Origin of the sequence: Pseudoalteromonas sp. SG43-3 (assembly GCF_014164385.1) — a bacterium.
Classification (GTDB): Bacteria; Pseudomonadota; Gammaproteobacteria; order Enterobacterales; family Alteromonadaceae; genus Pseudoalteromonas; species Pseudoalteromonas distincta.
Map to the genome: position 1 here is coordinate 252,378 of NZ_JACJFC010000002.1, position 15,684 is coordinate 268,061.

Consider the following 15,684-nt stretch of genomic DNA (forward strand, 5'->3'; position numbering starts at 1 on the left):
GCTCTAACAGTCAGATTCAATTAATTAGTTTCTTTAATCTTAACGAGCCTGTAGATTAACTCGTTTTTTATTTTTTTGATAAACAAACCATAGCTGAGTTCCTATTTTGGTTCAATCGTTACTGTATTTCACGTGGAATATAAAAAATTGTTAGCTGTTGCTTTAATTGACGTTTTGGAAGGTATTACTGGAAATTTGGTGTGCTAACTGTTTGTTATTATCCTAACTTGGCGTATTTCAGAGTACTCGGACTGAATTAACCCAAAGCATTTAAGATCGTGAAACTGATTTTTCCAGTAACCACTTTGACGCCTTATACCTTCCTCTTTGAACCCAACTTTTAAAAGGAGTGACTCAGATGCAGAGTTTCCAAGAACAGTATCGCCTTGAATACGATTAAGTTTACCGCAAGATAGGTCACCTGAAAATGCGGCTTTAACTATTCGATGAACTGCTTCAGTGGAAAAACCCTTACCCCAATATTTAGGCAGTAAATCATATCCAATAACAGCATTTTTCATTTTAGGGCTCCAAGTATTAAAGCCGCAAGTACCTATAAGTTGATCTGTTTCTTTTAGGCGAATAGCCCAACGAATACCTGAGTTTTCTTTAAAACGAGCGTTAAAAAACTCAATTAAATGGCTGGCTTGTGACAGTTCAGTAAACGCCTCTAAATCATAATATTCTACAACTGAATTGTCCGAGAACAACTCAAACAAACTATTTGAATCTTCTTTTGATAATTGATCTAACCTTAAGCGATTTGTCTCTAAAGTCGGAAATGACAACCTAAATCCTCCGTGAAATATAACAAGCCTGTAGATCAACTCGTTTTTTATTTGTTTTTATTGGTAAACAAACCATAGCTGAGTTCCTATTTAGGTTCAATCTATTACTGTATTTCACGTGGAATATAAAAAATTGTTAACTGTTGTTTTAATTGATGTTTTGGAGGCTATTACTGGATAATTTAGTGTGAGTGTCTTTTTACTCTTTCTTTCATTGTAGCTCAGCTTTTTGCGTGATTCATTTTTATAAAACTCACTTAACCCGCTGCTTTAATTTATTATTTATGTAAAAGTTAGAATGAATTTCATCCTAATTCTTTAGCTTTTGTTTAACTCTATTTTTGAAACGTAAAATACAATACCAGCAACAAGGCCTACTATAGAAAATAAAAACAATTGTAAAAAGCTATATCCATAACCTATTAACGTAATTGAACCATTTTCGACCAATACCTTACCATTAATAATTGAGCTATCTAAACCTGAAGGGAAAACAAAAAAGAAAGAAACTAAGCAAGTAGATATAACTGAAGATTTGAGCACTGTATTTAGCGAATAACCACAACTTTTAGTGATAAATTTATAAATTGGAAATGCTGTTACTGGAACTAAAATTAGAACAACTATTATCGTCCAAATAAATATACCAAAAGGAATAATAGTAAATTTCATTTCAATTGCCATTGGCGCTAAAAATGCAACAACTAAAGAGGCTAAAATAAAGCTAAATATTGTTCTCAACTCGAAACCCTCTTAGAAAGCTAACGCCTGCCATAACCAGATTTGTGGCGCTCTTGCACAAATCCGGTTAATGGTTTTGTTATGTAAGGTCACCGTCAAGTCCAAATTTTTTCCTGTTCAAAACTAGCGCTGCCAGCAGAGTTACACCTAACACTGTACCAACAGGGAACATGAAGAGTAACAATGTTGAATAGATTATTAGTGCCCAAAAAAGCCACTCAGTTCGATAGTTTAAGCCCACAACGGAAAATGTTAAAAAGCAAAGTGCAACTAAAAATAAGATGAACCCTGTTACTGTAGACAAAGCTGTTGATGACATTTCTTCTTGTGATATTTTAGGTTCATTACTTCCAAACAGCGTTATCTCTTGAAATGAAGAGGACATAATTAAATACGAATCAACAATTCCCCAAAGAGGTGCCCAGAAAAGCAATAATCCCAAAACTGCGACGTATTTCCCTATAGTTTCCTTGTTCATCATCTCTCCTCACGTAGTTATATAAAGAGCCTGTTAACAGGCAGAAAATAGTTAGTTAAATTAGCAACAAAGGAACAAAGCCAACTATTTTTATCCTTGTTTAACAGCCTGTTATGCATTGTTTACACTACAGTCAATTGTTGCGTTAATCTTTGGTGGGTAGACAGAACCAAACTGACTATGCGAGCCATAAGTACCCATTTTATATTTTTTTACGTATATATCACTAGATTTGCATAACTCTTTTCCTTTGAGCTCTACCAATTCGACCATATCTGTTTCATTAAGATCGGTATGACCAAGAACCTCAATTGAATACGTCCCATCAGAGTTTTTGCTTACATCGCTATATTGGACTATGACACCTTTATAAGTTTTCATACCAACACAACCAGAGATTATTAATATGATTAAAGGTAGATACTTTTTCATGCTTATCCTTAAACACCTAACAGCTTATTGAGCACCACTTTGGGGATTTATAGCACCCCAAAACGGCGTATATTACAGTGTTCAATAATTCCACTAAACAACTTCAGTGTAAACAAGTAATTAAATATGTTACAAAAAACCCTTTGTAATTTTTCGCCAAAACGGTGTTTAATAATGTTATTGGACAAAACAAAAATAGAGCTTTATTTATGATAAAAACGAATGAGTGAGGCATTTACTTCAAAATTCACATGGTCAAAGTATGGGTTTTTCTCATGCGCTTTAAGTACGCTGATTGTAGTTAGCACAATGAGTTTCAACTCGCTATTTACATTAACAACTATGCATTCGTCTCTATTAGCATTGCGTTTTGTGTCAGTTGCTATCCCGCATACACCATCACCATTTTTTAATATAAGCTTAATGCTTAAATGGTGCATACAAGCAATTTCGATGTAGTCGTATTGGTTGCAACTGATCATAACGCTCTCTTTATTTAGTCGGCTTAAAAATCATTAAAAAAGCAATAACAACAAGGTTGGCTATATACCACAAATCTTTAATTACAAATTGCCCTAAACGCTCCAATAAAGTGGAAGAACTAAATGCACCGGTGGCGGTAATTAAGAATGTTTGGGTCATCATAAATACACTTAAACACGCTAAGCCACTTATAATAATTAGCTTTTTATTATTTAAAAATAGCCCTAAGCCCAATAACACAGCAAATAATACATCAAACCCGCCAATCATGTTAGACGCGCCTTGTACGCTAAATACCGTGTATAACCACGACATAAACGGTGAAGTTTCTACTAAACTTACAATGCCTTTTGCTTCAAACTCATAAAACTTCATGCCGCCAATCCACAATAAAACCATGGCAACAGGTATAAAGTTTAAAAGTACGTGTTGTTTGTCGGTAAGTTTGTCTTTATAAAATAAAAACAAATACAAAGGCACTACAGCAAAGTATTTAATTATGCCCTGCCCACTACCAATGATTGGAAAGCCGCCAAGTTGAGCCATCCAACGGTTACTGGCAAACAAGGTAAGTAATGCAACTAAACTTATAATTGCTGCAAGTAAAAGTGCTGGTGTAGGTTTCATTAATTTAAGGCGAGCGAGCACGGTGGCAAACGCTAAGGCAATCATAAATGAGCCACTAATTAAACCTAACGCAGATACAGACATTAGCGAATCAACGCCGTAAAAGCTAAATGTAGCCGTTAACGTATTAGGGTTTGCTCCTAACGCAAACGATAAGCCAAGTAACAAAAAGCTACTCGCTAATAAAAAAGTAATCACGTTGTTGGTTAATTTTAAGTTCATTGTATTTCCAAGTATTCGTTAAGACTTACAAAGACCTTGCTAGTCGATAAAACAATTCAAGCTAACTCTTAAAAATATAAGAGTTGATTAAGCACAACGTAAGCTCTCATCGGGTAACTTAATTATTCATTTAGTTTATGGTTTATTACCTCTTTATTAATAAAATTAAATAAGTTTAATTTTCATATGATGTGCGTCATCTTTTTTATTATTAAATGGAGTAGAATAACGTTGCCTTTTCAATACACTGAATGCATGCATTTCTAAAACTTAGGGACATTTTAATGAAAGGTACTGATATTCGAATTACCTCTGGACTGATTTCTATAGCCATTGTTTTATTACTTTGGTTTGCTGTACCGCCTCCGCAAGGTGTTACAGAAAACGCATGGCATTTGCTCGCTTTATTTATTGGTACTGTAGTTGCCATTATTGGTAAAGCAATGCCTATCGGCGCTATTGCTATTTTAGCTATAACCTCTGTTGCGTTAACTGGCGTAACTAATGACAGTCCATCTGGTGCTATTAAAGATGCATTAAGTGGTTTTTCTAACTCATTAATTTGGCTGATTGGTATTGCTATTATTATTTCTCGGGGGTTAGCTAAAACCGGTTTGGGAAATCGTATTGGCTATAATTTTATTTCTTTTTTTGGTAAAAAAACAGTTGGTATTGGCTATGCACTCGCACTTTCTGAACTTGTTATAGCGCCTGTGACGCCAAGTAATACCGCGCGAGGCGGCGCTATTATTCACCCAATAATGAAGTCTATAGCAACAAGCTTTGGCTCATCCCCTGAGGAAGGCACCTCTCGTAAAATTGGCCACTACCTTGCTTTAGTGAGTTACCATATAAACCCTATTACATCAGCTATGTTTATTACCGCCACGGCTCCTAACCCGCTAATTGTAAAACTTATTGCAGATGCTACTGGTGCAAATATTAGTATTACTTGGAGTACATGGGCGCTCGCAGCGCTTGTTCCTGGTTTGCTATGTATTGCCCTTGTGCCTTTGGTTGTTTATGCCATTTACCCACCTGAAGTTAAAAGTACGCCCGACGCTAAAACCTACGCAGAATCTAAATTAACTGAAATGGGCCCAATGAGTTATGGCGAAAAAATAATGGTGGGTGTTTTTGCTATGCTGCTTGTTTTATGGGCCGGCGTACCTGCAATGATTTTAGGGGCTGACTACGCAGTTAATACAACCGCAGTGGCTTTTTTGGGTCTGTCGGTTTTATTAGTGACTGGTGTATTAAGCTGGGACGATGTACTTAAAGAAAAGTCTGCGTGGGATACCGTTGTTTGGTTTTCAGCATTAGTAATGATGGCCACTTTTTTAAATAAACTAGGTTTGGTAACGTGGTTTTCAACACTTGTTGAGAGCAATATTGCGCAACTGGGCTTTGACTGGATTGTATCGGCTATTATATTGGTAGCTGTGTATTTTTACGCTCATTACTTTTTTGCGAGTACTACTGCACATATTACTGCTATGTTTGCCGCATTTTACGCCGCAGGTTTAGCGCTTGGCGCTCCGCCTTTATTTTTAGGTTTACTGTTAGCTGGCGCCTCATCACTCATGATGTCGTTAACGCATTACGCAACAGGCACATCACCCATAGTGTTTGGCTCAGGCTATGTATCGTTAAAAGACTGGTGGGTAATGGGCCTTATAATGAGCGTTATTAATTTAAGTGTATGGGGAATTATTGGCGGGCTTTGGTGGAAAGCACTTGGGTATTGGTAGTGTTGCCTTTGTTAGTTTGGCTTGCACATTTAATACTGCGCACTTATTTTAGTTAGTTCTACAAATATAAACATTGAGGCTGTTGCAAGGGAGCACTATGGTTTTTAAATTCATAAAGGCAGCATATTCAGACCGAGACTACTTATTAAGCCTCAGAAAGCTGACTATGGTTGAACACTTAGAAAATGCCGGGTTATTTTTAACAGATCAACAGCATGTTTTAAGGCTTAATGATCAATATGACTGCTCCCATCTTATAGTTATAAATGAGGTACCAATTGGTACTTTAAAATACCAAACACACGCTCAATACGTTGAAATAATGCAATTACAAATACATCCATTGCACCAAAATAAAGGGTATGGGAAAGCGGTTATTGAACAAGTTATTACAAATACGCAGTCAAAACCCATTAAACTCACCGTGCTTAAAAACAACCCAGCATTAGGACTTTATAAGCGGCTGGGTTTTACTATAACGGATGAGGATAATTACGAGTACCACATGCAAACGCGAGCTACTCGTAGCTAAAATTAGTCGCTTTGATCTCTGAAGTCTTTTTTTCTGAAAATAGTTAAATGCCAACCCCAATGCAAAGAGCCTAATCTTAAAAAGATAGTCGTGAAAAATGAGCCTAAAATACACCAAATGTAATCTACATTAAGGCTAAATAAAGCAGCATAGACTGCACCACCCGCTAAACACGCAGAGGCGTATGGTTCGCTGCGCATAACAGTTGGTACCTCACGGCAAATTACGTCACGTATTAAACCACCAAATATACCTGTAGTGATACCCATGGTAATTGCGACCACCATACCAGAGCCATTAATGAGTGCTTTTTCTATCCCCATAATATTAAATAACGCCATACCCACAGCGTCTACTAATAAAAAGTAGTAATTATTAACGCGCGGTAAATATCGAATAAATGCAATTGTTGCTATAACGGCCCCATAGGTTGAATATAAATACTCTGGGGTAGCAATCCAAAATACTGGTTTGTTTAAAAGTATATCTCTGAGGGTACCGCCCCCTAGTGCAGTAACGGTTGCAACCACTACGACGCCAAAGCCACTAATGTTTTTTTCATACCCAAGCAATGCCCCTGCAACAGCAAAAAATGCAACACCGAGTAACCCTAGTACCATAAAGTATTCAGCAGTCATGGTAATTCCTTTTTAAAGTTTATTAGGAGCTGTATCAACTTACGTGCCAAAAAACTGAGTAAATATAAATAAACCCACAATTTAAGTGACTGAAATTTATAAGCTTATTTCATTTATTAAAAAACGTTAGCTATGTGATATTTAGTGAAGGATTAACAAGAGTAATTATTTTAATTATGGGTAGTTTTTACACGTGAAAGTACAGAGGGATTTTGTTACAGAGTTGCAGTCGAGCACTTTTAAATTTTAAGCAGAAATTAAATGAACAATAAAGCTATTACCAATATTACAAAAATAATAGGCAATATTGCATGTTGCCAGTTTTGTTCTTTATTTTGATTATAGAGTGTTTGCATTGAGCTTTTATCATTATTGGTAAAACTATGCTGGCACTGCATACAGTTTTGGGCTTTTATGCTCACCCAAGTACCACATTTAATACATGCGTAACGCCTCGACAGTTTATCAAACTCGTTTGTTTTCCTAAATATTCTCATTTATCACCTCATTGATTTTCGCCGCAGTAAGAAACCCAATGAATAATATATGCTCTTTAAATTCATTGTTACTTCTTTACTTTATTCAATAATTTTTACATTTGGAATGTTTTGTAAAAGGTAGGATTTTAAAGATTCAAACGCATCTTTATTGAAAATAAACTCAGTTGTTTTACCATCAACTTGATTATACGGTAGTGCAAATACACCGTGCCTCTTAGTTTTGTCGATGACGACTTTGTTAATATCGTTAATATTAAACACTTGCTTATAAACGTATAATATTTGCCCCTCAACGCGTACAGCCTTTAACGGGCTTTGCTCAACATTACGCGAACGAATAAACACAAAATATAAAATAACGGGAAATAAAAACAGGTTAAGCGCTTGCAAACTAAAAGGTTTATCTATCAATACAATATATGTTGAGTAACAAATTAAAGAGGCCGCTAGTGCTAAAATTAGTTGTGTGTTGTTTTTCATAATCATCCTTGGTTACTAGTCAAAAAAATCGGTAAGGTTTTTTAATTATATTACCAATTTAGTGAAATACGCCATTTTGTAACTTTTGCTAATCAAACTTAAATCCGGGCAAAGCTGCCATAATTAATATCCTGATTAATCTACATAACTCACTTTTGTTCCCGCTAAATGATCATGTAAACATCGTTTATCTTTTCCAAATATAAATAATGGATTAACAAAACCAGCTATAAACTGACCTACCGAAGGGACAAGTGATAATAGTTGCATACAAAGCATGCGTTTAAAGTAAATTGTAGTAAAGCTTGCTTGTGTACCATCTAAATTTTCAATACGGATAGACATTAAAGATTTACCAATTGTTTGTCCGCGTTGGTACATAAGGTAACCATGAAGCACTAACGTGCTTAATATGCCATAACCTAGCAAACCTGCAGATAAAGTAAGTGTTGGTTGGCTTAAATTATCAAACCCTACGAGCATGAATACAGGTATAAAACAAACAACACCTAAAACGCCATCAACAATAGCAGCCACTAGCCTATCTGAGCGCGTTGCTTTTTCTCCTGCTAATTTTGATACAATAATTTCAGATGGGCTCTGTGCTTCTCGCGTTTTAATTAAGTCGTCTATTTCTTTTGCTCGTTCTGGGTAGGCTTCGCGATCTATAGCTCTCGCTGATGAGTAAAGCTCATCTAAAGTGTAGGTAGAAAAATCAATTTCAGAATCCATGCAAAAAATCCATATAGTGTTATTAAAAAGTAATTTAACACAACTAATTTAAGCTATTCAATTATTTAAAATAATCAAATAAAAAAGCTACTAAAAAGTAGCCTTTAATTATTAATTAAATACCATTCAATTTGCTGTTAAAAATGCCATTTAACTAGCAAGTTTGGATTATGTTCGGTTTGCCCATCTACACCAAATTTATTTTTCCAATAAACATACTCAATACCCACATCAAGGCGGCCTGTATCTAAGCCGAGCATAGGGGCAATATTGTATTTAATCTGCGAGGTAAAGTTAAAGCCACCTTCACTTTTACCAAACATTGTGTCGGTGCTATCTACAATATCTAAAAAGCCATCGTATCTAAAGTTACCTTTGTTGTAGCCCCACGTGACTGTTATTTGGTTATTATCTTCACGTTGAATACCTATATCATCTTGAAAACGACGATAATAAGCCACATTAAAATATTGAAAGCCAGGTACATCAAGTGATACACCGCCCCCTAATAAATAGTTATTTTGATCCGTATCTCCCGAGCCATACTCTGTTTGTAGGCCTAAAAACACCTCTTTAACAAAGCTATTTTGTGGCTTGTAAAGAGTAGGGTTTATGTTTAGCTCACCGTACACTTCATCGGGATTACTTAGCCTATCCATAAAGAAGAACGTACTGCCCCAAGTATGTCCCGATGCATGCTCTATAGTAACAACACTTCTATCATCTTCAGTACCTGAAAACGGCTCTAGGTAGTCGGCTCCTGTCATTGCGGTAATACTAAAATCAGACCAAAGCTCTTTAGCCGATACACCTGTAGAGCACATTGCAATTGCAGTTACTAATGCTAATTTTTTTATTGTTTTGATTTTCATTGTTAATCCCTTTTATGATTTTTATTAGTTTAGTTAAGATGATCCGTACTTGCTGAGTAATTTTCTGGTAGTACCAACGTCATTATTATTGCGGTGATACCCGACACCGTCACTGCACTACCAAATATGGCAGTAACTAACTTAGGTGCGTTTGCAAACAACTCCGGTACAAAACTAACACCTAGCCCGAGCCCCAAACTCACCGCAATAATAAGTAAACTTCTGCGATTTATTTTTTCGCTTGCGAGTATTTTTACGCCCGCGGCGGCAACGGTGCCAAACATTACAAGCGTTGCACCGCCCAAAACAGGTTTAGGTATATTTTGTAATACAGCACCAATCACAGGAAACAAACCAAGAATGATTAAAATACTGCCTATCCACAGGCCTATATGCCTGCTGGCAACTCCAGTTAGCTGAATAACGCCGTTGTTTTGACTAAAAGTAGTATTAGGAAAAGTATTAAATAAGGCGGCGATCATCGAGTTAACGCCATCACCTAAAATACCGCCGCGAATACGTGCTAAGTAGCTAGGCCCTCTAACAGGTAACTTAGAAACCGCACAATTGGCAGTAATATCGCCTGTCGATTCAATTGCAGTAATAAGGTATAAAAAACCAAAGGCTATGAGTGCACCAAAATCAACATTAAAGCCGTATTTAAAGGGCAGTGGGATGGCAATTAAATCAAATTCACCTAATTTAAAATTAGCGATACCTAATACAAACGCAAGTAACCAGCCAAGTATCATTGCAACTACCACAGCCGTTAGCCTCACCCATTGGTTTTTACTTGCATTGAGCAGCACCACTAAAGCCACAACCGAAAAACCAACAATTAAGTTGCTCGTTGAAGCAAATTTTTCAGGCATATTAGTAAGTAGCCATTGCCCACCACCTATATCAGTCATACCTACTTTAATTAGGTAAATACCAATAGTAGTGATGACCACACCAGTAACTACTGGCTTAATTATTTTGCCTAATTTACTAATAAAAAAACTAATAAATACTTCAACAAAAGCGGCCAAAAAGCACACTGCAAATATAGTGGCAAGGACCTCGTCGTTATTGCCTCCGGTGGCTTTAACGGTAAAGCCTGTTGCTAAAATAGTCCCTAAAAAGGCAAAGCTTGTACCTTGCACACATATTAATCCTGAACCCACAGGGCCAACACGCCGCGCTTGTATAACCGTGCCCACACCAGATACAAATAATGCCATACTAATTAAATAAGGTATTTCAGCAGCTAAACCAAGCACACCGCCAATAATAAGCGTGGGTGTAATAATACCTACAAAGCTTGCGAGTACGTGCTGTAGTGCGGCAAAAAATGATTCAGTTACGCCTGGTTTGTCATCAACTGCATATATAATATCGTCAGACGAGCTTGTATTTATTGACATATAAACCTCTACGTTTTGCGAGTTAGCCACTGTATTTGTCTAAGTGATTAACTCATTGTTATTGCGTTAACCGCTTATTTAAGCTGCCCTTCAACGCCCTCAACATAAAAATCCATACCCAACAACGTTTTGTCGTCTATTGTTTTACCCGCATCAATAATCAGCTCACCTTGCTGATTTTTTATAGGGCCAGTAAATGGATGAAATTCACCTTTACCAATTTTCTCTGAAATAGCATTTACTTCACTCACTACATCACTTGGAATATCTTTACTTAGCGGCGCCAAGCGAGTCATCCCTGAGCCTATCCCTTTCCATATATCTTGCGATTGCCACTTATCGTCAAGTACTTGCTGTACGCGATCTGCATAAAATTCATCCCAGTGATGAACCGCTGCCGTTAAATGTGCTTTTTTACCGTATCCGCTCATATCTGAGTGATAGCCAATAGCGTAAATACCAGCGGCTTGCGCTGCTTGAAGTGGTGCAGGCGAATCAGTATGTTGAGTAATAATATCAACGCCTTGATCTATTAGGCTATCGGCAGCTTCACGCTCTTTACCCGGATCAAACCAGCTATTAACCCACACTACTTTTACTTTTGCATTCGGCTTTACTGAGCGCAAGCCAAGCGTAAATGCATTTATACCGCGTATTACCTCCGGAATAGGAAACGCAGCAATATAACCAATACTGTCGGTTTTACTCATGTGCCCTGCAATAACACCTGTTAGGTAGCGTCCTTCGTAAATGCGATCAAAGTAAGTGCTTACGTTTTTTGCGCGTTTATAGCCTGTGGCATGCTCAAACTTTACATTAGGAAATCGTTTAGCCACTTTAAGTGTTGGGTTCATGTAGCCAAACGACGTGGTAAATATTAAATCGTGCCCGCTTTTAGCCAGTTGCGTAATAACACGCTCTGCATCCGCCCCTTCTGGTACGCTTTCGACAAAAGTGGTTTCTATTTTGTCGCCAAACTTTTCTTCAAGGTAGTGGCGGCTTACATCGTGTGTATACGTCCAACCGGCCTCACCTATGGGGCTTACATATACAAAGCCAACTTTTACGCTATCTTTTGCAATAGCAGATGCGCTTATGCCTAAGCTCAATGCAACCCCGAGTGCTGTTATAAGTTTTTTCATTGTTATTCTCCGTGTTATATTTTTAATATCCTGTTGAAGCAGGTGATTTACCTTATTGATTTTGTAATTAATTTAATGACCCTTGTGCCAAGGCTTACCTAGCCACATGGGTTCGTACATTTTTAATTTTTGTTTATTTTTGCTGAGCATAATCAGTACTATAAGCGTTGCACCATAAGGCAACATGGCCAGTAAGTTAGACTCCACAGCCCACCCAAAAGCCTGTGCCACTAAGTGCATAATGCTGGCAAAGCCAAATAAATAAGCGCCAAGCATTACGCGCTCAATACGCCAGCTTGCAAACACCACTAAAGCAAGGGCTATCCAACCTCGCCCTGCCGTCATGTTTTGAGTCCAAAGTGGTGTATAAGCCAACGACAAATATGCGCCCGCAATGCCAGCCAGTGCGCCGCCAAACATTACGGCTAAATAACGTGTACGCATTACAGGTAATCCTAAGTTATTACCCACACTTGGGTTTTCGCCAATAGCTCGTACTGCAAGCCCTGCTCTGTGGTATTTAAAAAACAAATACGCACCAAGCACTAAACCCCAACTTAAATACACAATGGCGTCTTGCGAAAATAGCGCTTTGCCTAAAACCGGAATATGCTCAAACCCTGCAATTGCTAAAGTAGGTAACGCGTTAATGGTTTTTCCCTCATAGTCAGCACCTAAAAATGCCGAAAGGCCTGTACCAAAAATAGTCAGCGCTAAACCTGCCGCTACTTGGCTAGCATTTAAATTAAGTGCTACAAAAGCAAAAATAAGTGAGGCCATAACCCCGACCAAAGCTGCTACAGTAAAACCAATAAATAGGTTGTCGCATTGGTACATAGTTATAAACCCTGCCACCGCGCCTAAGAGCATCATGCCTTCTTGCCCTAAATTTAAGGTGCCGCTTTTTTCGCATACCATTTCACCCAGCGCCACCAGCAATAAGGGGGTGCCTGTACGAATAGTGGCGTATAAAATATTAGTAATTACATCTAATTCCATGATTTAAGACTCCTGTGCAATATGTATTGGCTGCGCTTTTTGTTGTTTAAATGGCAGCGAAAATCTAAGGCGATAAGTAATAAGCACATCGCACGAGAGTAAATAAAACAGCATTAACCCCTGAAAAATACCGGTTATAGCGTTAGGTAATCCCATGTTAATTTGCGCAAGCTCACCTCCCATATAAATAAGCCCCATTAATAAACCCGCAAACGTAATTCCTAATGGGTGCAGTCGCCCTAAAAAAGCAACAATAATGGCGGCATAGCCATAACCGGGTGATATTTGCGGAACCAGCTGCCCAATAGGCCCAGCTACTTCGCCCGCTCCAGCAAGCCCCGCCAAGCCCCCGCTAATAACTAGCACTCCGGCAATTAATAATGCTCGCTTGTAACCCGCCATTTTGGCCGCGGATGCATCAAGCCCAAGTACTTGTATTTGAAAGCCTATAAAGGTTTTACTAATAAAAACCCATGTGGCGCATAGCGCTAATAACGCAAACGCCAGGCCTAAGTGCAATCGAGTACCGTCGAATAAAACAGGCAATAACGTGCTATCGCCAAACAATGCACTTTCAGGAAAGTTATAACCGTGAGGATCTTTGAGTGGCCCATGAACAGCCCACAGCAATACATTTACTGCTATGTAGTTGAGCATTATGGTGACTAAAATTTCATTGGTGTTTAAACGCAGCTTCATAAAAGCAGCAAGCCCCGCCCACAACATGCCACCAGCAATACCAGCGAATAATGTAAGTGGCATTGCAAAAGCACTTGTTGAGTCAACAAAGTTAACGGCTACAGCACTTGCACATACACCACCAATAAGCAGTTGCCCTTCTGCGCCTATATTCCAAACCGATGCTCTATAACAAAGCGCTAAGCCATAGGCGCATAGCAAAATAGGAATGGTCATTACAAGTAGCTCTGTTACACCATACCAATCGGCAACAGGTGCTATAAGCAATGTATACAGGGCATTTAGAGGATCATGCCCTAATAAGGCAAACACCACGTAACTGGTTATTAATGTGAGTAAAATAGCTAAAACAGGAGAGAGATAGCTCCACGCTGGTGAGCGTTCAACACGTGGTTCTAACTTAATCATACGAGTGCCCCTTGTGGTGTGTGTACTTTAGGCTGGTTATTAAAAACATCGCTAAAGTCGCCAGCCATCCACTGCCCTAACTGCACAAGCGGTACGGTATCGGTATTTAAAATAGGAGACAGTTTGCCATCACAAATTGCGCCAATGCGGTCGCAAATTTTATAAAGTTCGTCTAAATCTTCTGAAATAACGAGTACCGCACACCCTTCGTCGCGAAGCTTTAAAATAGCTTCATGTATCGCCACCTGTGCACCTATATCTACACCCCAAGTAGGGTGCGACATAACGAGTAGTTTTGGATTTTGCTCTACCTCGCGACCAATAATAAATTTTTGTAAATTACCACCTGAAAGGCTAGCTGCATGAGTGCGAAAACTTGGCGTTTTAACCTTGTATTTTGTAATGATTTTATTAGCAAGCTCAGTAATTTTTTGTTTTACTAAAAAGCCATTTTTAACTAGTCCACTATCAAAACTAGTAAGCAATGCATTTTGTGCCAAATCCATAGTGGGCACGGCTCCTCGCCCAAGCCTATCCTCTGGCACACATGCAAGCCCAAGGCGGCGCCTTTTTAGCGGGCACAGTGCATCAACTACGGTATTTTTAAATTTAATGGCGCTACTACTAGCTTGAATTTGTTCCCCCGAAAGCACTTTTAATAACTCTTCTTGTCCGTTGCCTGCAACACCCGCAATCCCCACTATTTCGCCTTGCTGTACTGCAAAGTTAATGTTTTTAAGGGGTGTTTCAAATAATGCTTGTGCGGCGGTGGTTAGATTATTAACGGTTAAAAAATCCGCAGTACCCAAAGCTCTGCGAGTTTGGTTACTAATTGGCGTGTTGTCGCCTACCATCAGCTTAGCAATTGACTCACTAGTTTCGTTTTTAGGAATAAAATGCCCGCTTACTTTCCCGCCTCTCAAAATGGTCGCACTGTCACATAGCTCAATCACTTCGTGCAGTTTATGGCTAATAAACAGCACAGAGCAGCCTTCTTTTTTAAGTGACTTTAGGGTTTTAAATAATGCATCGACTTCTTGTGGAGTAAGTACTGAAGTGGGTTCGTCTAAAATAAGTAACTGAATATCTAATAATAAGCATCTAACAATTTCTACTCGTTGGCGCTCGCCAGTTGAAAGTGTTGATACCAGTCTATGGGGGTCTAATGGCATACCATAACGTGTTGATGTTTTCGTAATTCGACCCGCAAGCGTGCTGCTATGCCCAGCTAAATCACCTAACGCTAGTTCAATATTTTGGGCGACCGTAAGTGTTTCAAATAACGAAAAGTGCTGAAACACCATTCCAATGCCTAAATCACGCGCATCAGCAGGCTCTTTTATATTCATTATACGGCCATTAAAAAACATGTCCCCTTGGTCAGGTTTAATCACACCATAAAGCATTTTCATTAATGTGCTTTTACCCGCACCGTTTTCACCTAATAAGGCATGCACTTCACCATGCTTAATTTTTAAGGTTACGTCATTATTGGCTATACATCCGGGATACTGCTTTGTCATTCCCTGCATAGTAAGGCGGTATTTATTATTCATTATTAGGGCCTATTTGTACTTAATGAGCAATTTAGCCTACTCAAAACACCAACTGACCAACCGGTCAACAATGGCATGGTAACTGCAATATACTTACCAAGATGAAAAAGTATTTTTCTTACCCGTGCGCAAACAACAAGAAAAAACATACGCCAAGCCTTTATGTATCAGGGCTTTATAAAAATTAAGGGGGTCTGT

Annotated in this window: 17 protein-coding genes; 2 read left to right on the top strand and 15 right to left on the bottom strand. The window is 38.4% G+C overall.

What is annotated here, in order from left to right:
* Positions 1–203: 203 nt before the first annotated feature.
* The 6 genes from H5157_RS02930 to H5157_RS02955 form a co-directional block, all read right to left on the bottom strand.
* Positions 204–788 carry a GNAT family N-acetyltransferase gene (locus H5157_RS02930; protein ID WP_024596159.1) on the bottom strand — a complete coding sequence of 195 codons (585 nt, stop codon included), beginning with the start codon at positions 786–788 and terminating at the stop codon, positions 204–206.
* 318 nt (positions 789–1,106) lie between these two features.
* Positions 1,107–1,529 carry a hypothetical protein gene (locus tag H5157_RS02935; RefSeq protein WP_182724092.1) on the bottom strand — a complete coding sequence of 141 codons (423 nt, stop codon included), beginning with the start codon at positions 1,527–1,529 and terminating at the stop codon, positions 1,107–1,109.
* A gap of 79 nt (positions 1,530–1,608) precedes the next feature.
* Positions 1,609–2,007: a hypothetical protein gene (locus H5157_RS02940; RefSeq protein WP_182724093.1), complete on the bottom strand. Its 399-nt coding sequence runs from the start codon at positions 2,005–2,007 to the stop codon at positions 1,609–1,611.
* A 111-nt stretch (positions 2,008–2,118) separates the two neighbouring features.
* Positions 2,119–2,439 carry a hypothetical protein gene (locus H5157_RS02945; RefSeq protein WP_024596161.1) on the bottom strand — a complete coding sequence of 107 codons (321 nt, stop codon included), beginning with the start codon at positions 2,437–2,439 and terminating at the stop codon, positions 2,119–2,121.
* A 203-nt stretch (positions 2,440–2,642) separates the two neighbouring features.
* Positions 2,643–2,921: a Rho-binding antiterminator gene (locus H5157_RS02950; RefSeq protein WP_182724094.1), complete on the bottom strand. Its 279-nt coding sequence runs from the start codon at positions 2,919–2,921 to the stop codon at positions 2,643–2,645.
* Between the two features lie 10 nt (positions 2,922–2,931).
* Complete coding sequence (locus H5157_RS02955) at positions 2,932–3,771, bottom strand: DUF417 family protein (RefSeq protein WP_182724095.1); 840 nt, start codon at positions 3,769–3,771, stop codon at positions 2,932–2,934.
* 284 nt (positions 3,772–4,055) lie between these two features.
* On the opposite strand from H5157_RS02955, the gene H5157_RS02960 reads away from it, so the two are divergent.
* Together H5157_RS02960 and H5157_RS02965 are read left to right on the top strand one after the other, a co-directional pair.
* The gene (locus tag H5157_RS02960) at positions 4,056–5,522 is read left to right on the top strand and encodes a DASS family sodium-coupled anion symporter (RefSeq protein ID WP_182724096.1); all 1,467 of its coding nucleotides are present in this window, start codon (positions 4,056–4,058) and stop codon (positions 5,520–5,522) included.
* Between the two features lie 97 nt (positions 5,523–5,619).
* On the top strand, positions 5,620–6,054 hold the full coding sequence (locus H5157_RS02965) for an N-acetyltransferase (protein WP_182724097.1): 435 nt from the start codon (positions 5,620–5,622) through the stop codon (positions 6,052–6,054).
* A 2-nt stretch (positions 6,055–6,056) separates the two neighbouring features.
* On the opposite strand, the gene H5157_RS02970 is transcribed toward H5157_RS02965, so the two are convergent.
* The 9 genes from H5157_RS02970 to H5157_RS03010 form a co-directional block, all read right to left on the bottom strand.
* Positions 6,057–6,692 (bottom strand): trimeric intracellular cation channel family protein, encoded by a 636-nt coding sequence (locus H5157_RS02970; RefSeq protein ID WP_004334621.1) that lies wholly within the window; start codon positions 6,690–6,692, stop codon positions 6,057–6,059.
* Between the two features lie 578 nt (positions 6,693–7,270).
* Positions 7,271–7,672 carry a hypothetical protein gene (locus H5157_RS02975; RefSeq protein WP_024595034.1) on the bottom strand — a complete coding sequence of 134 codons (402 nt, stop codon included), beginning with the start codon at positions 7,670–7,672 and terminating at the stop codon, positions 7,271–7,273.
* Positions 7,673–7,807: 135 nt separating this feature from the next.
* Entirely contained in the window at positions 7,808–8,404 is a 597-nt protein-coding gene (locus H5157_RS02980) for an RDD family protein (RefSeq protein ID WP_182724098.1), read from the bottom strand.
* A 137-nt stretch (positions 8,405–8,541) separates the two neighbouring features.
* On the bottom strand, positions 8,542–9,276 hold the full coding sequence (locus tag H5157_RS02985) for a DUF5020 family protein (RefSeq protein ID WP_182675000.1): 735 nt from the start codon (positions 9,274–9,276) through the stop codon (positions 8,542–8,544).
* A 29-nt stretch (positions 9,277–9,305) separates the two neighbouring features.
* A complete protein-coding gene (locus tag H5157_RS02990) occupies positions 9,306–10,682 on the bottom strand; it encodes a uracil-xanthine permease family protein (RefSeq protein WP_182724099.1) in 1,377 nt (458 codons plus the stop codon).
* 74 nt (positions 10,683–10,756) lie between these two features.
* On the bottom strand, positions 10,757–11,824 hold the full coding sequence (locus H5157_RS02995) for a BMP family ABC transporter substrate-binding protein (RefSeq protein ID WP_182724100.1): 1,068 nt from the start codon (positions 11,822–11,824) through the stop codon (positions 10,757–10,759).
* 72 nt (positions 11,825–11,896) lie between these two features.
* Complete coding sequence (locus H5157_RS03000) at positions 11,897–12,823, bottom strand: ABC transporter permease (protein ID WP_024591976.1); 927 nt, start codon at positions 12,821–12,823, stop codon at positions 11,897–11,899.
* Between the two features lie 3 nt (positions 12,824–12,826).
* The gene (locus tag H5157_RS03005) at positions 12,827–13,930 is read right to left on the bottom strand and encodes an ABC transporter permease (RefSeq protein WP_182724101.1); all 1,104 of its coding nucleotides are present in this window, start codon (positions 13,928–13,930) and stop codon (positions 12,827–12,829) included.
* Complete coding sequence (locus H5157_RS03010) at positions 13,927–15,486, bottom strand: ABC transporter ATP-binding protein (RefSeq protein WP_182724102.1); 1,560 nt, start codon at positions 15,484–15,486, stop codon at positions 13,927–13,929. Before H5157_RS03010 ends, H5157_RS03005 begins: the two co-directional genes overlap by 4 nt.
* Positions 15,487–15,684 lie beyond the last annotated feature (198 nt).

Excerpts from the sequence above, each read along its gene's own strand:
- H5157_RS02970 (WP_004334621.1), bottom strand. The coding sequence starts at position 6,692 with ATGACTGCTGAATACTTTATGGTACTAGGGTTACTCGGTGTTGCATTT.
- H5157_RS02965 (WP_182724097.1), top strand. The coding sequence starts at position 5,620 with ATGGTTTTTAAATTCATAAAGGCAGCATATTCAGACCGAGACTACTTA.
- H5157_RS02995 (WP_182724100.1), bottom strand. The coding sequence starts at position 11,824 with ATGAAAAAACTTATAACAGCACTCGGGGTTGCATTGAGCTTAGGCATA.
- H5157_RS02980 (WP_182724098.1), bottom strand. The coding sequence starts at position 8,404 with ATGGATTCTGAAATTGATTTTTCTACCTACACTTTAGATGAGCTTTAC.
- H5157_RS02985 (WP_182675000.1), bottom strand. The coding sequence starts at position 9,276 with ATGAAAATCAAAACAATAAAAAAATTAGCATTAGTAACTGCAATTGCA.
- H5157_RS03010 (WP_182724102.1), bottom strand. The coding sequence starts at position 15,486 with ATGAATAATAAATACCGCCTTACTATGCAGGGAATGACAAAGCAGTAT.
- H5157_RS02960 (WP_182724096.1), top strand. The coding sequence starts at position 4,056 with ATGAAAGGTACTGATATTCGAATTACCTCTGGACTGATTTCTATAGCC.
- H5157_RS03000 (WP_024591976.1), bottom strand. The coding sequence starts at position 12,823 with ATGGAATTAGATGTAATTACTAATATTTTATACGCCACTATTCGTACA.
- H5157_RS02950 (WP_182724094.1), bottom strand. The coding sequence starts at position 2,921 with ATGATCAGTTGCAACCAATACGACTACATCGAAATTGCTTGTATGCAC.
- H5157_RS02940 (WP_182724093.1), bottom strand. The coding sequence starts at position 2,007 with ATGAACAAGGAAACTATAGGGAAATACGTCGCAGTTTTGGGATTATTG.
- H5157_RS02990 (WP_182724099.1), bottom strand. The coding sequence starts at position 10,682 with ATGTCAATAAATACAAGCTCGTCTGACGATATTATATATGCAGTTGAT.
- H5157_RS02945 (WP_024596161.1), bottom strand. The coding sequence starts at position 2,439 with ATGAAAAAGTATCTACCTTTAATCATATTAATAATCTCTGGTTGTGTT.
- H5157_RS02975 (WP_024595034.1), bottom strand. The coding sequence starts at position 7,672 with ATGAAAAACAACACACAACTAATTTTAGCACTAGCGGCCTCTTTAATT.
- H5157_RS02955 (WP_182724095.1), bottom strand. The coding sequence starts at position 3,771 with ATGAACTTAAAATTAACCAACAACGTGATTACTTTTTTATTAGCGAGT.
- H5157_RS03005 (WP_182724101.1), bottom strand. The coding sequence starts at position 13,930 with ATGATTAAGTTAGAACCACGTGTTGAACGCTCACCAGCGTGGAGCTAT.